Raw genomic sequence first — 17,547 nt, 5'->3', positions numbered from 1 at the left:
CATGATTCTTGATGCGCGTCGGACGAGCGGAAGGGGCAGGGCACGCACAGCGCGCCGAGGACGCGCCGCGGTGGATGCAGCTGTGGAATGCAAGTGACGCTGCGTGCTTACGACGACGCTAGTGTTCGCTTGCAATCCACGTTTCACGGGGCGGTCAGAAATCCTGCCACTGGCTGTCGTGACCGGCAGTCCCGGAGGACTTGCCCACGTCATGACGCAGCGGTGTCGCCGCGCGCTTGCCGCGGGCCGGTGCCGGCTTGGTGGTGACGACCGCGCGCACCACTGGTTTGCCAGTGGCCGCAGCCGGCACGGGTTTGACCGCATGGTGGAGCTTGAAGACCGCCACCGCCTCGGTCAGCTGGCCCGCCTGTTCTTCCATCGCACGCGCTGCGGCAGTGGCTTCTTCCACCAACGCGGCATTCTGCTGCGTGGCTTCATCCATCTGCGTCACGGTGAGATTGACCTGCTCGATGCCGGACGATTGCTCCTGCGAAGCGGCGGAGATTTCGCCCATGATGTCGGTGACGCGCTGCACGCTGGCGACGATCTCGCTCATCGTGGTGCCGGCCTGCTGCACCAGCGACGCGCCTTGTTCCACCTTGCTCACCGAATCGTCGATCAGGTGCTTGATCTCTTTGGCCGCACCAGCCGAACGCTGCGCCAGCGTGCGTACCTCGGAGGCGACCACGGCAAATCCGCGGCCCTGTTCGCCGGCACGCGCCGCTTCCACGGCGGCATTCAAGGCCAGGATGTTGGTCTGGAACGCGATCCCGTCGATGACGCTGATGATCTCTGCGATCTTCTTGGACGAGGTCTCGATGCCCGACATCGTGGTGACGACCTGCGCCACCACCGAGCCGCGGTGCGAGGCCACGTCGGCTGCGCCGATGGCCAGCTGGTTGGCCTGACGCGCATGCTCGGCATTCTGTTTGACGGTGGAGGTGAGTTCCTCCATCGAGGCCGCGGTTTCTTCCAGATTGGCGGCCTGTTGTTCGGTGCGTTGGGAAAGATCGTTGTTGCCGGCGGCAATTTCGCTTGCGGCTGCGCTGATGTGCGTGGCCGAAGTCTGGATGCCGGAGACAATGCCGGTGAGCTGCGCCACCGTGGCATTGGCATCGTCGCGCATGCGGGCGAACACGCCCTGGAAGTCGCCGTCCATGCGGGCGGTGAGGTCGCCTTCGGCCAGCGCACTGAGCAGACTGGAAATCCGCTCCAGGCTCAGCGAGGTGGTTTCCAGCAGGCCATTGAGCTGGCGGCCGAATTCCAGATAGAACCCATGCTTGTCTTCCAGCGCCAGGCGCTGGCCGAAATCGCCCATCAAGGCGGACTGCACCAGTTCGGCCACTTCCTGTTGGGTGCTCACTTCGGCGCTGATATTGCGCCACAGCAGCATGCTGCCGCTACGACGGCCATCAGGGGCATACAGCGGGGTCATGGTCAGATCCAGTGTCACCGGCCCGAAGCGGTAGCGCTCGGTGGTGGTGGACTGCAGCTCCCGCAGACGCTGCGTACGTTCAGTGCCTTCGCTGTCGTTGCCGAACACGTAGTCGATCGGCTTGCCGACCACCGCATCGGCACTGAAGCCGGGCTGGCCCTTGGCATGGAACGCGGGCTCGCCCTGCTTGAAGGAAGCGTGCAGCGCCTGGGTGATGAATACCGCGTTGTGCTGTTCGTCGGCCAGCAACACTTCCATTTCCGAATGTTCCAGCGCGGTGCGGATGCGCAGGTTTTCGTTGGCCACTTGCGCATCGCGTTCGATGCGCTCGCGCAGGTCGCTCTGCATGCGTTGCATGGCGCCCATCAGGCGGCCCACTTCGTCCTGGCGCTGCACGGTGATCTGGTTGTCGAGCTTGCCCGAGGCGATCGCATCGGCCACGTGCGCGGCGGCCTCCAGCGGCCGCACCACTTGGCGACGCAGCAGCGCGAACAATGCCACGCTGAGCACGAGCGCCGAGCCAAGGCCGACCGCAAGGATGGTCCACAGCAGGTGGTGCGCCTGCTGCATGATCGTGGCATACGGCACCACCACGCCCAGCGCGAAGCGCTCCTGCGCCTTGCCGATCTGTAGCGGAACGTAGGCGCTGACCGCACCGTCTGCATCGGGGCTGAAATCCAGCGCGTCCTTGCCGGCCTTGATCGCCTCCAGCATGCTGCGATGGCGTGCGTCGGTGACCTGCTTGCCGATGCGCGCGGTGTCGTGCGATGCCAGCACCACGCCGGCGGGCGAGAGCAGTTCGACATAACCGTCCTGCATCGGGCGCAAGGCGCCAAGGCGCTGCTGCAGGGCCGCCAATGCCACATCCACGGTCACCGCGCCCAGATACTTGCCGTCCTGCAGGATCGGCGTGGACAAGGTGGTCATCAGCACGGTCTTGCCGCCGATCTTGTAATCGTAGGGTTCGGCCACGGTCTGTCGCAGCAGCGCACGTGGTTTCAGATTCCAGTCGCCCAGGCCGGGGGTTTCGTAATCGGTGAGCGGTTCGCGGACCAGGGTCTGGTCGCTGCGCCCCCAGTAGGTCATGAAGCGGCCGGTGGCGTCGTGGCCCTTGGCATTGGCGAATGCGCTGTCCTTGCCATCGAAGGCCTGCGGCTCCCACAAGGTGCCCATGCCGACCCATTCGGGGTGATCCAGCAATTGGTCGTGCACCACTGCCGCGGCACTGTCGCGGCTGATGCCGCCATTGGCGCGTTGCACCAGCAAGGTGGTGGCCAGCGATTGGCCGGTCGTCAACGCCTGGCCCAGGTCGCTGCCGATCTGCTCGGCCTGGTAACGCGCGGCGTTTTGCATCGTGGCCTGCGCAGAGGCGCTCAATGCGCGACTGCTTTGCCAATAGGTGATGGCCGCGGTCAAACCGAAGCACAGCGACGCAATGACCGCCGTACCGAACATCAGGCGGTACGCCAGGCGTCCGCTGAAACGTGAGTGGGTGGAAGGCGAGGTCATGGGCGTAGCCGCGGAAGGAAAAAGCGAAAAGGGAGAACGGACAAGGCAACCCCGCCGGAGCGGGGTAGGTACGGTCAGTAGGTGGCCAGCGCAACCCGCGCCGGGGCGCGTGCACCGGTACCGGCGAACTGGTTGGAGGTGGCGGCAACGATGCGGAAGCTCGACACCGCTTCATCCAACTGCTGCGCCTGCTGCTGCATGGCATTGGCCGCAGCGGTGGCTTCTTCCACCAGCGCCGCGTTCTGCTGGGTGCTCTCGTCCATCTGGGTGACGGTGAGGTTGACCTGTTCGATGCCGGCCGACTGTTCCTGCGAGGCGGCAGAAATTTCGCTCATGATGTCGGTGACGCGCTGCACCGAAGAGACGATCTCGGCCATGGTCTTGCCGGCCTGATCCACCAGCAGCGAGCCCTCGGACACCTTGCCCACCGAATCCTCGATGAGGTGCTTGATCTCCTTGGCCGCGCTGGCCGACCGCTGGGCCAGCGTGCGTACTTCCGAAGCGACCACCGCGAATCCGCGGCCTTGTTCGCCGGCACGTGCGGCTTCCACCGCAGCATTCAACGCCAGGATATTGGTCTGGAAGGCGATGCCATCGATGACGCTGATGATCTCGGCGATCTTCCTGGACGAGGTCTGGATACCGGACATGGTGTCCACCACCTGGCTCACCACCTGGCCGCCCTGCGAGGCCACGCTGGCGGCGCCGATCGCCAACTGGTTGGCCTGACGCGCGCTCTCGGCATTCTGCTTGACGGTGGAGGTGAGTTCCTCCATCGAGGCGGCGGTTTCTTCCAGGTTGGCGGCCTGCTGTTCGGTGCGCTGCGACAGATCGTTGTTGCCGGCGGCGATTTCGCTGGCCGAGCCGGTGATGGAACTGGCCGCCTGCTGGATGCGTCCCACGATGCCGGCCAGCTGGGTGGCCGTGGCATTGGCGTCATCGCGCATGCGCGCGAACACGCCATGGTATTGGCCATCCAGGCGCGCGGTGAGGTCGCCTTCGGCCAGGGATGCCAGCAGCTCGGACAGCTTGCCCAGGTTGCGGTCGCTGACCTCCATCATTGCGTTGAGGTCGTGGATCATGCGCGCCGAGTCGTGCTTGAAGCGCGTCGCATCGCCGCGTTGACTGAAGTCGCCGTTGGCCGCGGCCTGGGCCAGGCGTTTGATCTCGGTGTTGATCGCCAGCAGGCTGGCCTTGGCCGCATCCATCGCTTCGTGCAGCACCGCACGGGTGCCGGGCAGGCGCGCGGCATTGCGCGACAGGTCGCCTTGCGCATACTCGTTGAGGATGCCGATCGCATCGACGATGGCATCCAGGTGCTCGAAGATCATCGTGTTGATGCCGCTGGCCAGCTCGCCGTAGACGCCCGGGAAATCGGTCGGCATGCGGTGGGTGACATCGTCGCCGGCATGCATGTGCACCATCACCTTGGTCTGTGCGGAGAAGCGCTCCAGGGTGTGAACCATCTCGTCGGTGGCCTTGAGCATCTGGCCGATTTCATCGGTGCCGTGCTCGGCAGTCCGCACGCTCAGGTCGCCGCGCGCCACCCCCTTGATGGCCGCCAGGGCACGCGACACCGGCTCCAGGATGGAGTTGCCGATCATCCAGCCCACCAGCAGGTTGATCAGCACCAGGGCGCCACCGGCGAGCGCAACGATGCCGGTGAAAACCAGCGCCTGCGATTGGGTGTCGTCCAGGTACACGCCGGTGCCGATCACCCAGCCCCACGGCTTGTACAGCGCCGCGTACGAGGTTTTCTGCACCGGATCCTTCTGCCCTGGCTTGGCCCAGGTGTAGTCGACATAGCCGCCGCCGGCCTGCGCTGCGGTGACGAACGCTGGAAATACGCGCTTGCCGTCCGGGCTGAGCACATCGCTCAACGGCTTGCCGACCAGGTCCGGGCGGGTGGGGTGCATCAGCATCGTCGGCGCCTGGTCGGTGACGTAGATGTAATCCACACCGCCACGTGCGCGCATGGTCGACAGGGTGTGCAGCGCACTCTTCTTGGCGGTCTCCACGTCGATCTCGCCCTTTTCGGCGCGTTCGGCATAGCCATTGACCACCGCAATCGCCATCTCGATCTGGCTCTTGAGACCATCGCGGCGCGTATCGGTCAGGTCGACGTACTGCATGCGTGCGGCGATCACCGCCAACGCGATGATGCCCAGCGCAACCAGGGCGGTCTGGGCGAAAAACTTGCGCTTGAGCGGCACATTGGCCAGCGTTCTTGCAAGCGTGGTCTTCAGCGTCATGGCAGATATCCAGCAAAGGAATGTGACCGGTGTAAGTCGAATAGCGACCTGACCGCGAAAATGTTGAGTTGACACGACACGGCGGACGCACGACCGGTGGCGATGTCGACGTGCGAATGGTCTGCCTTTGCTAGTGCGTTAACGCGCTGACACGGCGCGTTGCGTCCTCGGCGCAGTGGCAGCGTGCTGGGCATGAGAGCGGACCAGGCAGTGCCTGGAAGACATGCGGTGACGTCATCGCCGACCGCGCGCAGTGGCGGTTGGCACTTTCGGCGCGCATTGAGCGGCTTATATCTGCCTGGCGAATCCACCAGGCAATATGGTGGGAGCGCTTAGCGTCCTGGTGGAGTCGCCGCGCATGCAGCACCGAGCATCGGGCATGGTGTGAACGGCACCGGCGGGTCGGCCCGGCGTTTGTGCAGTCGCCTCGCTGATGACCTCAGCCGCAGAAGGCGTGATAGTTCAGCGCAACGTGGAGCGCGCTGATCGCGATGCTGCCCGGTCGCTGCGTGGCCACGTCTGGGCTGCCTGCAGCGGCTCAGTTGCGCTGCGCACCGTTCACGCTGGCGACCGATTGCTGCAGGCTCTGCAGTTCGGTCCACAAGACCTGGCGGGTATCGCCGCTGTGGCCCAGCGACAAGGCTTGTGCGTATTGCAGGTCGCCCTCGTGCAGGGCGCGATTGGCCTGGCGGTGCTGTGCCAGATACTTGCCTAGCTGCTGCTGCACCAGCGCGAATTTACGTGCCTGTTCGCCCTGCGGCGCGGAGGCCTGGAAGTAGCCGGCATGCCGTGCGATCCGCTGGTGCAGATTGCCCAGACGCTCGTCGTAGGCTTCGATACGCGCCGCATCGTGTCTGGCGGCAAGCTGTGCACGCTGATCGTCGCGCAGCTGCGCCAGATCCACCGCCAGCGCCTGCAATGCGGTAACCGGCACATTGTCCAGAAGCACCGAGACCGGCGCTGCCGGGGCGGCGAAGGAGGGCGGCAACGAGACGCCCGCAGCCAGCAGCGCGGCAGTGAACACGCAGCCCAGCACGGTGCGGGCAGAGCGGTTGGAGTTGGCGGTGTGCATGCGGACGTCCTTCGATCTAGCGCGGGCAATGCGGCCCTCAGTGCTTGCTGTATCGGCCGCAAGAGCCTGCGCTTGACCGATTTTCGACCAGCGGCACGTTTGCATGGATGCCGCAGCCACTTCCTACTCCTGCGGGAGAAGCTGGCGCGCGGTGCCGGGTGAGGGCACGCGCGCAGCCTCATGCGCCCAAGCGCAAGCTGTCGACAACGGCACGCCAATTGCCTCGGCAGAGTTTCCTCGCCAAAAAAAGCCCCGACATGGCTGTCGGGGCTTGGGGCGCACCTGCCGTCTGATCGGGCGGCACGTGTCCCTGCAGTGCGCTTAGAACTCCTGCCAGTTCGACTCGCTGTTGCCGGCTGTGGCAACCACCGGGCGTTGCGCTGGGGTGAGATTGGCTTTGGGTTTTGCGTTAGCCGAGCCGGTCACGCGTTTGGCAGCGCTGGCCGACGTGGCAGCGGCCAGGCGCAGCGGCGCAGGGCGCTTGGCTGCCGTCGCAACGGCAGCGACCTGCTGCACCTTGAAGATCGACACCGTATCGGACAACTGACCGGCCTGCTCTTCCATCGCACGTGCCGCGGCCGTGGCTTCTTCCACCAATGCGGCGTTCTGCTGGGTGGCTTCGTCCATCTGCGTCACGGTCAGGTTGACCTGCTCGATCCCGGCCGACTGTTCCTGCGAGGCGGCAGAAATCTCGCCCATGATGTCGGTGACGCGCTGCACGCTGGCGACGATGTCGGCCATGGTCTTGCCGGCCTGGTCTACCAGGACCGAGCCTTCGGCGACCTTGCTCACCGAGTCGTCGATCAGGTGCTTGATCTCCTTGGCCGCACCGGCCGAACGCTGCGCCAGCGTGCGCACTTCGCTGGCCACCACTGCGAATCCGCGGCCCTGGTCGCCTGCGCGCGCCGCTTCCACGGCGGCGTTCAAGGCCAGGATATTGGTCTGGAACGCAATGCCGTCGATGACCGAGATGATATCGGCGATCTTCTTCGACGAAACTTCGATGTCGCCCATGGTGGCCACCACCTTGCCGACCACGTCGCCGCCTTGCGACGCCACAGCCGCCGCGCCGATCGCAAGCTGGTTGGCCTGGCGTGCGCCTTCGGCGTTCTGCCTGACGGTGGAGGTGAGTTCTTCCATCGAGGCCGCGGTTTCTTCCAGGTTCGCAGCCTGTTGTTCGGTGCGCTGCGACAGGTCGCTGTTACCGGCGGCGATCTCGCTGGCCGCGGTATTGATCGATACGGTGGCGTGCTGGATGCGCCCGACGATGCTGGAGAGCTGCTCGGTGGTGGCGTTGGCATCGTCGCGCATCCGGGCGAACACGCCGTTGAACTCGCCCTGCATGCGCTGGGTGAGATCACCTGCAGCAATGGCCTGCAGCACCTTCGACAGCGCGCCCAAATTACCGTCGGCGGTGGCCATCAGCCGGTTGAGGCTTTCCACCATGGCCAGGAAATCATGCTGGAAACGCGCGGTGTCGCCGCGCACGCTGAAGTCGCCATCGGCCGCAGCCTGGGCCAGCAACTTGATCGCGCTGTTCATTGCCGTCAGGTTGGATTTGACGGTGTCCATGGTCTGGCTCAACACGGCTTCTTCGCCCGGCAGGCGGTCCATGTCCTGGCTCAGGTCGCCGATGGCGTAGCGCGACATGATCTGCGCGAGCTTGAGTTTGACCGCGATATGCGCGTCGACCAGGGCATTGGTATCGCGCACCATGCTGCCGTATTGCCCGGGAAACGCGTCCTGGTCCATGCGGAAGCTGATCTTGCCGCTGTCGTGCTGGCGGGCCATCTCCTGCTGCGCGGCGGCAACGGCCTTGAGCTGCTCCTGCATGCCGCGCATGCTGGTCAGCAACTGGCCGGGCTCATCGCCCGGCTGCGGGCCGATCGGGTTATCCAGATCGCCGTGGGCGATCGCATCGGCGACCTGCGTGGCCTGCTTCAGCGGCCGCACCAGGCTGCGCGAAATCAGCCATGCCAACGCGGCAGCCAGGCCGGCGGCGAGCAGGCCGAAGGCGATCAAGGCACGGTTTGCCAGCGCCACGCTGCCGAGGATGGTGGCAGCACCGGCGGCATTCTGTTGATTCTGCAATTCCACCGCCGCAGCAATCGCCTTGGAGCGGCGCTCCAGCAACGGTTGCGCCTGCCCACTGAGCAGCTGCTTTGCGGCCTCCAGGTCGCCTTCGCGGACCAGGCCCAGCAGTCGGTTGTTGGTGGCGCGGGCGGCGGTGAGGCTGTCTTCGATGGCCTGCCGTGCACGCATGCCGTCGCTGTTGGTCGGCAGCTGTTTCAACGCGGCCCACAGCTGCGCGTAATGTTCGCGATTGGCCTTGAGCTGCGCATCGACAGCGGGTCGCTGCTGCGGGGTCGCCAGCATGAAGTCGCGGATGTAGCGCTCGCCGAGCATGTTGCTCTCGCGCATCTGATTGAGCAGCGCTGCCTTGCGGTTATTGACCTCGACGATGATCGCGACCTGATGTTGAACGGTTTTGAATTGGGACAGCGCCAGGGTGGTGGAGCCGGCAAGTAACGCGATCAACAAGGCGAACGCCACCGCCAGGCGTCGCCCGACGGTCATGGAATGCAGGAATTTCATGGTGCTTCTCTATGGGGAGGGTGGAAAAGAGATACACCGGTAGCGTTCGCCACCCGGAATTCTGAAGTTGCATGCTGCATTGCAGCATGCTGGCGTTCATGGTGTTCGGTGGGCCAGCGCGAGACGCTGCCAAGCGACGCACCGCGCAGGCATCCCGGCTGCGAAACGTTGCTGGTCTGTTGGATGCAGGGATGCGTGCGCGTGAGCATTGCCGGAACGCGCATGCGCAAAAAGCCCCGACATTGCTGTCGGGGCTTGCGCATGTTGGTCACGTTGTCGTCCGCTCGACGCAGACGGGGCGGTCAGAACTCCTGCCAGCTCGAGTCGCCGTTGGCGGCTACGGCAGTCACCGGGCGCGGCGTTGCGGTGGGTTTGGCTTTGGCCGCGACCCCGGCTGGTGCGGGTGCGCGCTTGGTCGCGGTCGGTCTGGCAGCGCCTGGCTTTATGGTGGCCAGACGCGACGGCGCAGGGCGCTTGGCTGCAGTCGCAACGGCAGCAACCTGCTGCACCTTGAAGATCGACACCGCATCGGACAGCTGACCGGCTTGCTCTTCCATCGCACGTGCCGCGGCCGTGGCTTCTTCCACCAGTGCGGCGTTCTGCTGGGTGGCTTCGTCCATCTGGGTGACGGTGAGGTTGACCTGCTCGATCCCGGCCGACTGTTCCTGCGAGGCGGCAGAAATCTCGCCCATGATGTCGGTGACGCGCTGCACGCTGGCGACGATGTCGGCCATGGTCTTGCCGGCCTGGTCTACCAGGACCGAGCCTTCGGCGACCTTGCTCACCGAGTCGTCGATCAGGTGCTTGATCTCCTTGGCCGCGCCGGCCGAACGCTGCGCCAGCGTGCGCACTTCCGATGCAACGACGGCAAAGCCACGGCCCTGTTCGCCGGCGCGTGCCGCTTCCACCGCGGCATTCAAGGCCAGGATATTGGTCTGGAACGCAATGCCATCGATGACGCTGATGATGTCGGCGATCTTCTTCGACGACACCTCGATGCCGGACATGGTGGTCACCACCTGCGCCACCACGCTGCCGCCTTGCGAGGCCACCGTGGCCGCGCCGATGGCGAGTTGGTTGGCCTGGCGTGCATGCTCGGCATTCTGGCGGACGGTGGAGGTGAGCTCCTCCATCGAGGCGGCGGTTTCTTCCAGGTTCGCAGCCTGTTGTTCGGTGCGCTGCGACAGGTCGTTGTTACCGGCGGCAATCTCGCTGGCCGCGGTATTGATCGACAAGCTGGCGTGCTGGATGCGCCCGACGATATCGGCAAGTTGCGCGGTGGTGGTATTGGCATCGTCGCGCATCCGGGCGAACACGCCATTGAACTGGCCTTGCATGCGCTCGGTGAGATCGCCTGCGGCAATGGCCTGCAACAGCTTGGACAGCGCGCCGAGGTTGGCATCGGCGGTGGCCATCAGCTGGTTGAGGCTCTCCACCATCGCCTGGAAATCGTACTGGAAGCGCTGTGTGTCGCCGCGCACGCTGAAGTCGCCGTTGGCAGCAGCCTGCGCCAACAGCTTGATCTCGCTGTTCATCGCCGACAGGTTGGCCTTGACGGTATCCATGGTGGAACTGAGCACGGCCTTTTCGCCGGGCAGGCGGTCCATGTCCTGACTGAAGTCGCCGATCGCATAGTGCGACATGATCTGTGCGAGCTTCATCTTGACCGCGATATGCGAGCCGACCAGGCTATTTGTGTCGCGCACCATGGTGCCGTAGTCGCCTGGAAACGCATCGTGATCCATCCGGTAGCTGATCTGGCCGGCATCGTGGCGCTTGGCCATTTCCGATTGCGCGGCGAGCACGGCCTGCAGTTGCCGCTGCATGCCTTCCATGCTGTGCAGCAGTTGCCCGGCTTCGTCGCGGCTGTCGACGTGGATGGCGTTGTCCAGTTTGCCCTGTGCGATGGCACTGGCCACCCGCGTGGCGCGAGCGAGCGGGACTGCGATGCTGCGGGCGATGAACCAGCCGGCAAATGCAGCCAGCAGCACGAACAACGCCATCGCCACGAGCATCACTTGCACCGAACGCTGGTAGGTTGCCTCGGCCTGCGCGATCTCGCTGTCCATGTGGGCGACGTTGAACTTGGTCAGTTCCACCAACTTTGCGAACAGGTCGCGCCGCGCCGGACGCGATTGCTCATCGGAAACGCGATTGGCAGTGACCAGATCGCCGGCACGCACCGCGGCGCTGAGTGCGGCGTTGGCCTTGTAGTACGCGGCCAGTTTCAGTTTGACCTCGTCGTACAACTCGGTCTCCCTGCCTGCGGTGGTGGTCTTGGCGTAGGCGTCCTGCGCCGTCGCGACGTCGGCGCGCGCCTTGTCCATGCGTTCGAAATAATTCTGCACCGCCTTCGGATCGTCGGCATGCGCCAGCTGGGCAAGTTCGTAGGTGCGGAATTCGCCGAGCAATGCGCGCATTTCGCTCAGTTGCTGCACGGCCGGTGCCCACACGGTGCCGATCTCGCGCAACAGATGTGCGCTCGATTGCATCCGCACAAGCGCAAACCCACCCAGGCCCAAGGTGATCAATGCGGTAAAGGAAAACGCCACGGCCAACTTGCGGGCGACGGCAAGATTACGGAACCAGTTCATAGCGGTCTTCTCGTATTGCAGAGAACGACTGGCCTCGTGGGCGCCCGTCAGTGGTTGGGCGAGTGACGATGGCAGAGTCGAAAGATCCGGACAAAGGGCCAGAATCTCCCGCCGGTCGTGTCGGGCCGGACGGGTGTTACTGATGCCGGCAGTCCCCATACGGCCGGCGATCGCCCCAGCACCCATCGTGCATCGATGGCGTGGTGGGGCATTGCGCCGCGGCATCCGGGCCGCGGCGAGTGCATTACGCGGCTTGCGGCACCTTGAGCGAGCGCACCAGGCCACCGATGTCCACGATCAGCGACACCCGCCCATCGCCGAGGATGGTGGCGCCGGAAACGCCCGGAATGCGCCGGTAATTGTTCTCGATGTTCTTAACCACCACCTGCTGCTGGCCGAGCAGCTCGTCCACTTCCAGCGCGATCTTCTGGCCGTCGCCTTCGACCACCACCACCAGCGATTCCTTGGAGGACTGTTGCCCGCCGAAGCCGTAGTAATTGGTGAGCGAAAGGATCGGCAGATACTCGCCACGCACCCGCAGCACCCGACCGTCGCCGGCCATCGCGCGGACGTCTTCCGGTGCCGGCTGCAGGGCTTCGAGCACGTAGGACAGCGGCAGGATCAGGGTTTCGCCGGCGACCGAGACGGTCATGCCGTCCAGAATGGCCAGGGTCAGCGGCAGACGGATCAACACGCGGGTACCGCTGCCGGCGTTGCTTTCCAGCTGCACTTCGCCACCCAGGCCCTGGATGTTGCGGCGGACCACGTCCATGCCCACGCCACGACCGGACAGGTCGGTCACCGCATCGGCGGTGGAGAAGCCAGGTGCGAAGATCAAGTCCCACACCTGCGCATCGGTCGGGTTGTCCGGCACGGCGATGCCGCGTTCGGCTGCTTTTTCCAGGATCTTGGCGCGATTGAGGCCGCGGCCGTCGTCGCTGACTTCGATCACGATGTGGCCACCCTGATGCGAGGCCGCCAGAGTAATCGTGCCGGTTTCGTCCTTGCCGGAGGCGCGGCGCGCATCGGGCATTTCCAGGCCATGGTCGATCGAGTTGCGCACCAGGTGCACCAACGGATCGGCAATCTTTTCGATCAGCCCCTTGTCCAGCTCGGTGCTTTCGCCAATCGTGCGCAGGCGCACCTGCTTGCCGAGGCGGCTGGAGAGGTCGCGCACCAGGCGCGGGAAGCGGCGGAACACGGCATCGACGGGCAGCATGCGCACGCCGATGACCGCTTCCTGCAGATCGCGGGTATTGCGTTCGAGCAGATCCAGTCCGGCGAACAGCTGTTCGGCATGCGCCGGGTCCAGGCCGGTGGAGACCTGCTTGAGCATGGCTTGGGTGATCACCAGCTCGCCGACCAGGTTGATCAATGCATCGACCTTGTCGACGCTGACGCGGATCGAGCTTTCGGCTTCGGCAGCGGCGGCCTTGGCCGGTGTCGCTGCGGCGGCAGCCGGTTCGGCAGCGGCGCTCGCTGCAGCGGCGGCGGCGGCAACCGGTGCGGCCGCCGGAGCGTCCACGGCCAGGCTCGGCGGCGGGCCGGGCACGGCCATCGGGCGGATGTCCAGCTCGCAGTCGTCCACCACCCAGGCAAAGCTGTCTTCGATCTTGCTGCGCGGGATCTTGCCGATCAGGCCCAGGTCCCACGCCAGATAGGCTTCCAGCGGGTCGATGTTTTCAAAGCCCGGCATGCGCTCCAGACGCGCGGCGATCTGCAGCGGGCCCAGGTGTTCGAGCTCGCGGATGATGCGCAACGGGTCGTTGCCGCTCATGAACAGCGAAGGCGCCGGGGTGAAACCGATGTGCCAGGCTTCGGGTTCTTCTTCCTTCGGCTTGGCAACCGCCGCGGCCGCCGGTGCTTCGCCAGCGAGCACGGCATTCAAGCGGGTGTGCACGGCCTTGACCGCAGCCGGGTCGGCCGGGGTGCCGTGTTCGGCTTCGCGCAACAGGGCGCGCAGCACGTCGACCGAGCCCAGCATGGCATCGACCGCATTGGGCTCGAGCTGGCGCTTGTTGGAGCGCAGCTCGTCCAGCAGCGTCTCCAGCACGTGGGTCAGCCCTGCGACGGCGTCGAAACCGAAGGTGGCGGCGCCGCCCTTGATCGAGTGCGCGGCGCGGAACACCGAGTTGATGATTTCCGGGTCGCGGTTGCCTTCTTCAAGCGACAGCAGCCCGGCCTCCATCGCGTCGAGCCCTTCACGGCTTTCCTCGAAAAAGGTGGCGTGGAAACGTTGCAGGTCCATGCTCATGGGCGTGACATCCGAAGCTGAAGCGAGGAGGGTTTAACCGAGAACTTTCTGCACGGTTGCGATCAGCTGTTCCGGGTTGAACGGCTTGACCAGCCAGCCGGTCGCGCCGGCCGCCTTGCCTTCGGACTTCTTGTCGGCCGCCGACTCGGTGGTGAGCATGAGCATCGGGGTGAACTTGTAGTCCGGCAGCTGGCGCAGTTCGCGGATCAGCGAGATGCCGTCCATGTTGGGCATGTTCACGTCGGTGACCACCGCATTGAAGCGCTGGCCCTTCGCGCGGCCCAGCGCAACGGCGCCGTCTTCGGCTTCTTCGACGGCAAAGCCGGCAGAGGTGAGGGCGAAAGAGACCATCTGGCGCATCGACGCCGAATCGTCCACCACCAAGATACGTGCGCTCATGCGGCGTTCTCCACAGATTTCAGGTTGTCATTGGATGCGGGGAGTCCGAGCGCGTCGGTGACGCCGAGCAGACGCGCTGCATCCCTAAAAGTGTCGTTGCAGCCATCGAATTCGGTGTGCAGGCCGGCCTGGCGGCGGCTTTGCACAAAGGCGCAGAGCAACTGCACGCTGGCGGTGTGGATGCGCCGGACTTCACCGGCATCAAGCACCAGGTCGCCGTCCTGGGTGAGGAATCCGGCAAGCTTTTGCTTGAGGTCGGCGCTGGTCTCGATGCCGAGATCCTCACCCAATGTCACTGTGCTCATTGTTGCTCCGAACGGATGGTTCTATGCGTACTAACGGCGGGGGGCGGAAAAGCTTTAACGGTGAATCGTCGTGCGTGCAGGTGCGAGCAAGCTAGGCGCGCATCAATGCAGCAGATGGGTGGCATCGAGCAGGATCATCGGCTGATGGCCCAGACGTGCCACACCGCGGAACAAGTTGTTGTAGATGCGGCACAGGCGCGCGTTGTCCGGCGGCTCGATCTGCTGATCGGTGAGGCTGGTGACGTCTTCCACGGCCGACACGCGCAGGCCCATGGTTTCGCCGTTTTCTTCCAGCACCACCACGCGGGTCTGCAGGTCCATGTCCACCGGCGATGAGCCCAAGTGGATGCCCAGATCGATCACCGGGACCACCTGGCCCCGCAGGTTCATGATGCCCAGCATGGCGCTGGGCGTGCCGCGCAGCGGCAGCAGCGGCACGGGCAACACCACTTCCTGCACCTTGAGCAATTCCAGCGCATAGGTCTGTTCGCCGCAGCGCAGACGCAGCCAGCGGGTGCTGCGTTCGCTGGCGCGGCGTTCAGCGTGAATCTTGTCGGCCTGGCCGGGCGCCAGCAGTGCCTGCAGCCCGGTCGGTGCCGGCGCCCGGGCCGGCGCGGGTACTGCACGCGGGGGCGGAGCGGGCGCGAGGACCGGGGCTGGTGCGGGCGCCGCGACCGGTGCGGCCTCCATCCCGAAGGCCGGGTCGGCATCCATTTCTGCCAGCAGATCGGCTGTGATCAGGTCCACTGCGGTGGGCGCGGTTCCGAACGCCGGATCGGCATCCATTTCGGCCAGGAAGTCGGCGGCGATATCGGCGGCGCTGGGCGCGGCCTTGACAGGCGGGGCGAACGCCGGGTCGGCATCCATTTCGGCCAGGAAGTCGGCAGCGATGTCGGCGGCGCTGGGCGCGGCCTTGGCCGGCGGTGCGAAGGCCGGGTCGGCATCCATTTCGGCCAGGAAGTCGGCGGCGATGTCGGCGGCGCTGGGCGCGGCCTTGACCGGCGGAGCGAAGGCCGGGTCGGCATCCATTTCGGCCAGGAAGTCGGCGGCGATGTCGGCGGCGCTGGGCGCGGCCTTGACCGGCGGAGCGAAGGCCGGATCGGCATCCATTTCGGCCAGGAAATCGGCGGCGATCGCATCGGCGCTGCGCACCGCGGCAATCGCATTGGAAGTGGCGGCCTCGGAGACGGTGGCGGCTTCGGGAACTGCAGCAGTCTCGAACGGCGGCTCGGCCAGCGCGAGATCAGCATGCGCAAGTGCCGGCGTTTCGACCGTGGCTGCGGCGGCCGCAGGCGGGGCGACGATCTCCACGCCCGCATCGTGCAGCAGGCCTTCCAGATAATCGTCCAATTCACCGTTGGCGGTGGGGTTGCTCATGCGGCTTGCTCCATACGCATCGCGTCATCGGCCAGCACCCAATCCAGCGCGCGGCGATAGGCGGACAGGCCGCGGCCCTGATAGTCGCCGCCGGTGGCGGGAACGGTGAGTGCGGCGGCATTGCAAATACGGGTGTCCATCGGAACGGCGTCTTCCCACACCACCGGGCCGTAGGTGGTCTGCATCTCTTTGAGCGTTTCGTTGCCGGCGCGGGTGCGGCGGTCGAACAGCGTGGGCAGGATCGACACCGGCAGCTCGCGGCGACGCGAGCGCTGCACCATGTCGGCCGTGCGTACCATGCTGGCCAGACCATGCAGGGCAAGCGGCTCGGCCTGGGTCGGCACCACCACGCGGTCGCAGGCGGCCAGGGCGTTGATCATCAGCAGGCCCAGGGTGGGCGGGCAGTCCAGCAGGATGTAGTCGTGCTGGCCGGCATGCCGGGTCATGGCGTTCTGCAACGCCAGGCCCAGGCCGGGCTGGTTGGCGCTGCGGCGTTCCAGCGTGGCCAATGCGGCTTGCGCGCACACGTACGACAGGCCCGGAATGCTGCTCTCATGCGCCAGGCTGGCCAGATCGCTCGGCGGGGTGCCGAACAGGTCCAGCACCCCGCGCGGCGGCGGGTCGACCGCCACGCCGAACGCGCGGGTGAGCGAGGAGTGCGGATCGAGGTCGATCAACAAGACGCGGTGGCCGAGCGCGGCCAGGCCGCGACCCAATGCCAGCGTCGTGGTGGTCTTGCCGACGCCGCCCTTTTGGTTGGCGATTGCCCAGATACGCATGTCACTGCACTCCTTGAATTACGGCGGGGACGGAACTTGTGCCGCTTTCGGTGGTGACGGCCGTTTGGCCGCCGTCAGACTTGGGAAGCTTGGGCGCCCCGGCGGCGGTCGCATTTAATTGCGATGGCGGATCGGGTGCGAGTGAGCCAGCCGAGTCAGCGAGGATGATCAACACCACACGCCGGTTCGCATTCCGTCCCGCCTCAGTGCTGTTATCGGCACGTGCGCGGAATTCTCCATAGCCCACCATCGCCAATCGTTGCGGGGCGATGCCGTCGTCGGCGAACAGGTGCACCACGCTGGCCGCGCGCGCCGCCGACAGTTCCCAGTTGGAGGGAAATTGGGCGGTCGCGATCGGCTGGTTGTCGGTATAGCCCTCCACGCGCACGCCATTGGGCGCATCGCGCAGCACCGAGGCTAGCGTGGACAGCGTCCCGCGCGCGCCGCCGGCCAGGGTGGCCGAGCCGGTGCCGAACAGGATGTCGCTGTTGATCTCCACCTCGATCCACAGATCGTTGCGGCGGATGGTGATGAGTTGCTTGTCGATCAGCGGGGCCAGCGTCTTGCTCAGCTGTTGCTCCACTGCATCCATCTGCCGCTGTGCGCGCGCCAGTTGCGCCTGGTTGCGCAGCGACACCGGCATGCGCATCTGCGCAGCCATCGACGGCAGCAGGGTGGGGTCGGTCGGGCCGTTGGAGGCCGCCATCGGCGCACCGGCCTTGATCACGGATGGGCGGTCGTAATCGGCGCCCAGGGTCTGGGTCTTGCCCAGCTGCACCGGGCTGGCCTTGTTCGACGAGCCGCCGAAGGCGCTGGTCAGCGCCTGTGCCATGACCTTGTATTTGCCTTCGTTGAGCGAAGAAATGGCGTACATCACCACGAAGAACGCCAGCAGCAGCGTCATCAGATCGGCATACGGAATCGCCCACGCTTCGTGGTTGCCATGTTCTTCGTGGTGTTTGCGACGACGGGCCAT

11 protein-coding genes are annotated in these 17,547 nt (G+C 65.6%); all 11 read right to left on the bottom strand.

Features of this window, described 5'->3' with window-relative positions:
- Nucleotides 1-154: 154 nt before the first annotated feature.
- Complete coding sequence (locus ACCQ00_RS11230) at nucleotides 155-2,944, bottom strand: methyl-accepting chemotaxis protein (RefSeq protein WP_039575009.1); 2,790 nt, start codon at nucleotides 2,942-2,944, stop codon at nucleotides 155-157.
- Between the two features lie 74 nt (nucleotides 2,945-3,018).
- The gene (locus ACCQ00_RS11225; protein ID WP_017155253.1) at nucleotides 3,019-5,196 is read right to left on the bottom strand and encodes a methyl-accepting chemotaxis protein; all 2,178 of its coding nucleotides are present in this window, start codon (nucleotides 5,194-5,196) and stop codon (nucleotides 3,019-3,021) included.
- Nucleotides 5,197-5,734: 538 nt separating this feature from the next.
- Nucleotides 5,735-6,268 carry a hypothetical protein gene (locus tag ACCQ00_RS11220; RefSeq protein ID WP_039575007.1) on the bottom strand — a complete coding sequence of 178 codons (534 nt, stop codon included), beginning with the start codon at nucleotides 6,266-6,268 and terminating at the stop codon, nucleotides 5,735-5,737.
- Between the two features lie 321 nt (nucleotides 6,269-6,589).
- A complete protein-coding gene (locus ACCQ00_RS11215; protein WP_372353926.1) occupies nucleotides 6,590-8,863 on the bottom strand; it encodes a methyl-accepting chemotaxis protein in 2,274 nt (757 codons plus the stop codon).
- Nucleotides 8,864-9,165: 302 nt separating this feature from the next.
- The gene (locus tag ACCQ00_RS11210; RefSeq protein ID WP_046830608.1) at nucleotides 9,166-11,457 is read right to left on the bottom strand and encodes a methyl-accepting chemotaxis protein; all 2,292 of its coding nucleotides are present in this window, start codon (nucleotides 11,455-11,457) and stop codon (nucleotides 9,166-9,168) included.
- Nucleotides 11,458-11,701: 244 nt separating this feature from the next.
- On the bottom strand, nucleotides 11,702-13,711 hold the full coding sequence (locus ACCQ00_RS11205) for a chemotaxis protein CheA (RefSeq protein ID WP_039574998.1): 2,010 nt from the start codon (nucleotides 13,709-13,711) through the stop codon (nucleotides 11,702-11,704).
- 33 nt (nucleotides 13,712-13,744) lie between these two features.
- Nucleotides 13,745-14,110 (bottom strand): response regulator, encoded by a 366-nt coding sequence (locus tag ACCQ00_RS11200; protein ID WP_002806565.1) that lies wholly within the window; start codon nucleotides 14,108-14,110, stop codon nucleotides 13,745-13,747.
- On the bottom strand, nucleotides 14,107-14,415 hold the full coding sequence (locus tag ACCQ00_RS11195) for an STAS domain-containing protein (protein WP_003489692.1): 309 nt from the start codon (nucleotides 14,413-14,415) through the stop codon (nucleotides 14,107-14,109). The genes ACCQ00_RS11200 and ACCQ00_RS11195 overlap by 4 nt, the downstream gene beginning before the upstream one ends.
- Before the next feature lie 102 nt (nucleotides 14,416-14,517).
- Nucleotides 14,518-15,792, bottom strand: a complete 1,275-nt coding sequence (locus tag ACCQ00_RS11190) for a chemotaxis protein CheW (RefSeq protein ID WP_046830607.1) — start codon at nucleotides 15,790-15,792, stop codon at nucleotides 14,518-14,520.
- Nucleotides 15,789-16,571, bottom strand: coding sequence for a ParA family protein (locus ACCQ00_RS11185; protein ID WP_017155249.1), 783 nt, complete (start codon nucleotides 16,569-16,571; stop codon nucleotides 15,789-15,791). The genes ACCQ00_RS11190 and ACCQ00_RS11185 overlap by 4 nt, the downstream gene beginning before the upstream one ends.
- A 1-nt stretch (nucleotide 16,572) precedes the next feature.
- Nucleotides 16,573-17,547: a flagellar motor protein MotD gene (motD, locus tag ACCQ00_RS11180; protein ID WP_011347247.1), complete on the bottom strand. Its 975-nt coding sequence runs from the start codon at nucleotides 17,545-17,547 to the stop codon at nucleotides 16,573-16,575.

Source organism: Xanthomonas sp. NCPPB 3761 (assembly GCF_041475705.2).
GTDB lineage: Bacteria > Pseudomonadota > Gammaproteobacteria > Xanthomonadales > Xanthomonadaceae > Xanthomonas > Xanthomonas phaseoli.
The sequence above is the reverse complement of the archived record's forward strand: the minus strand, read 5'-3'. Positions and strand labels throughout refer to the sequence as shown.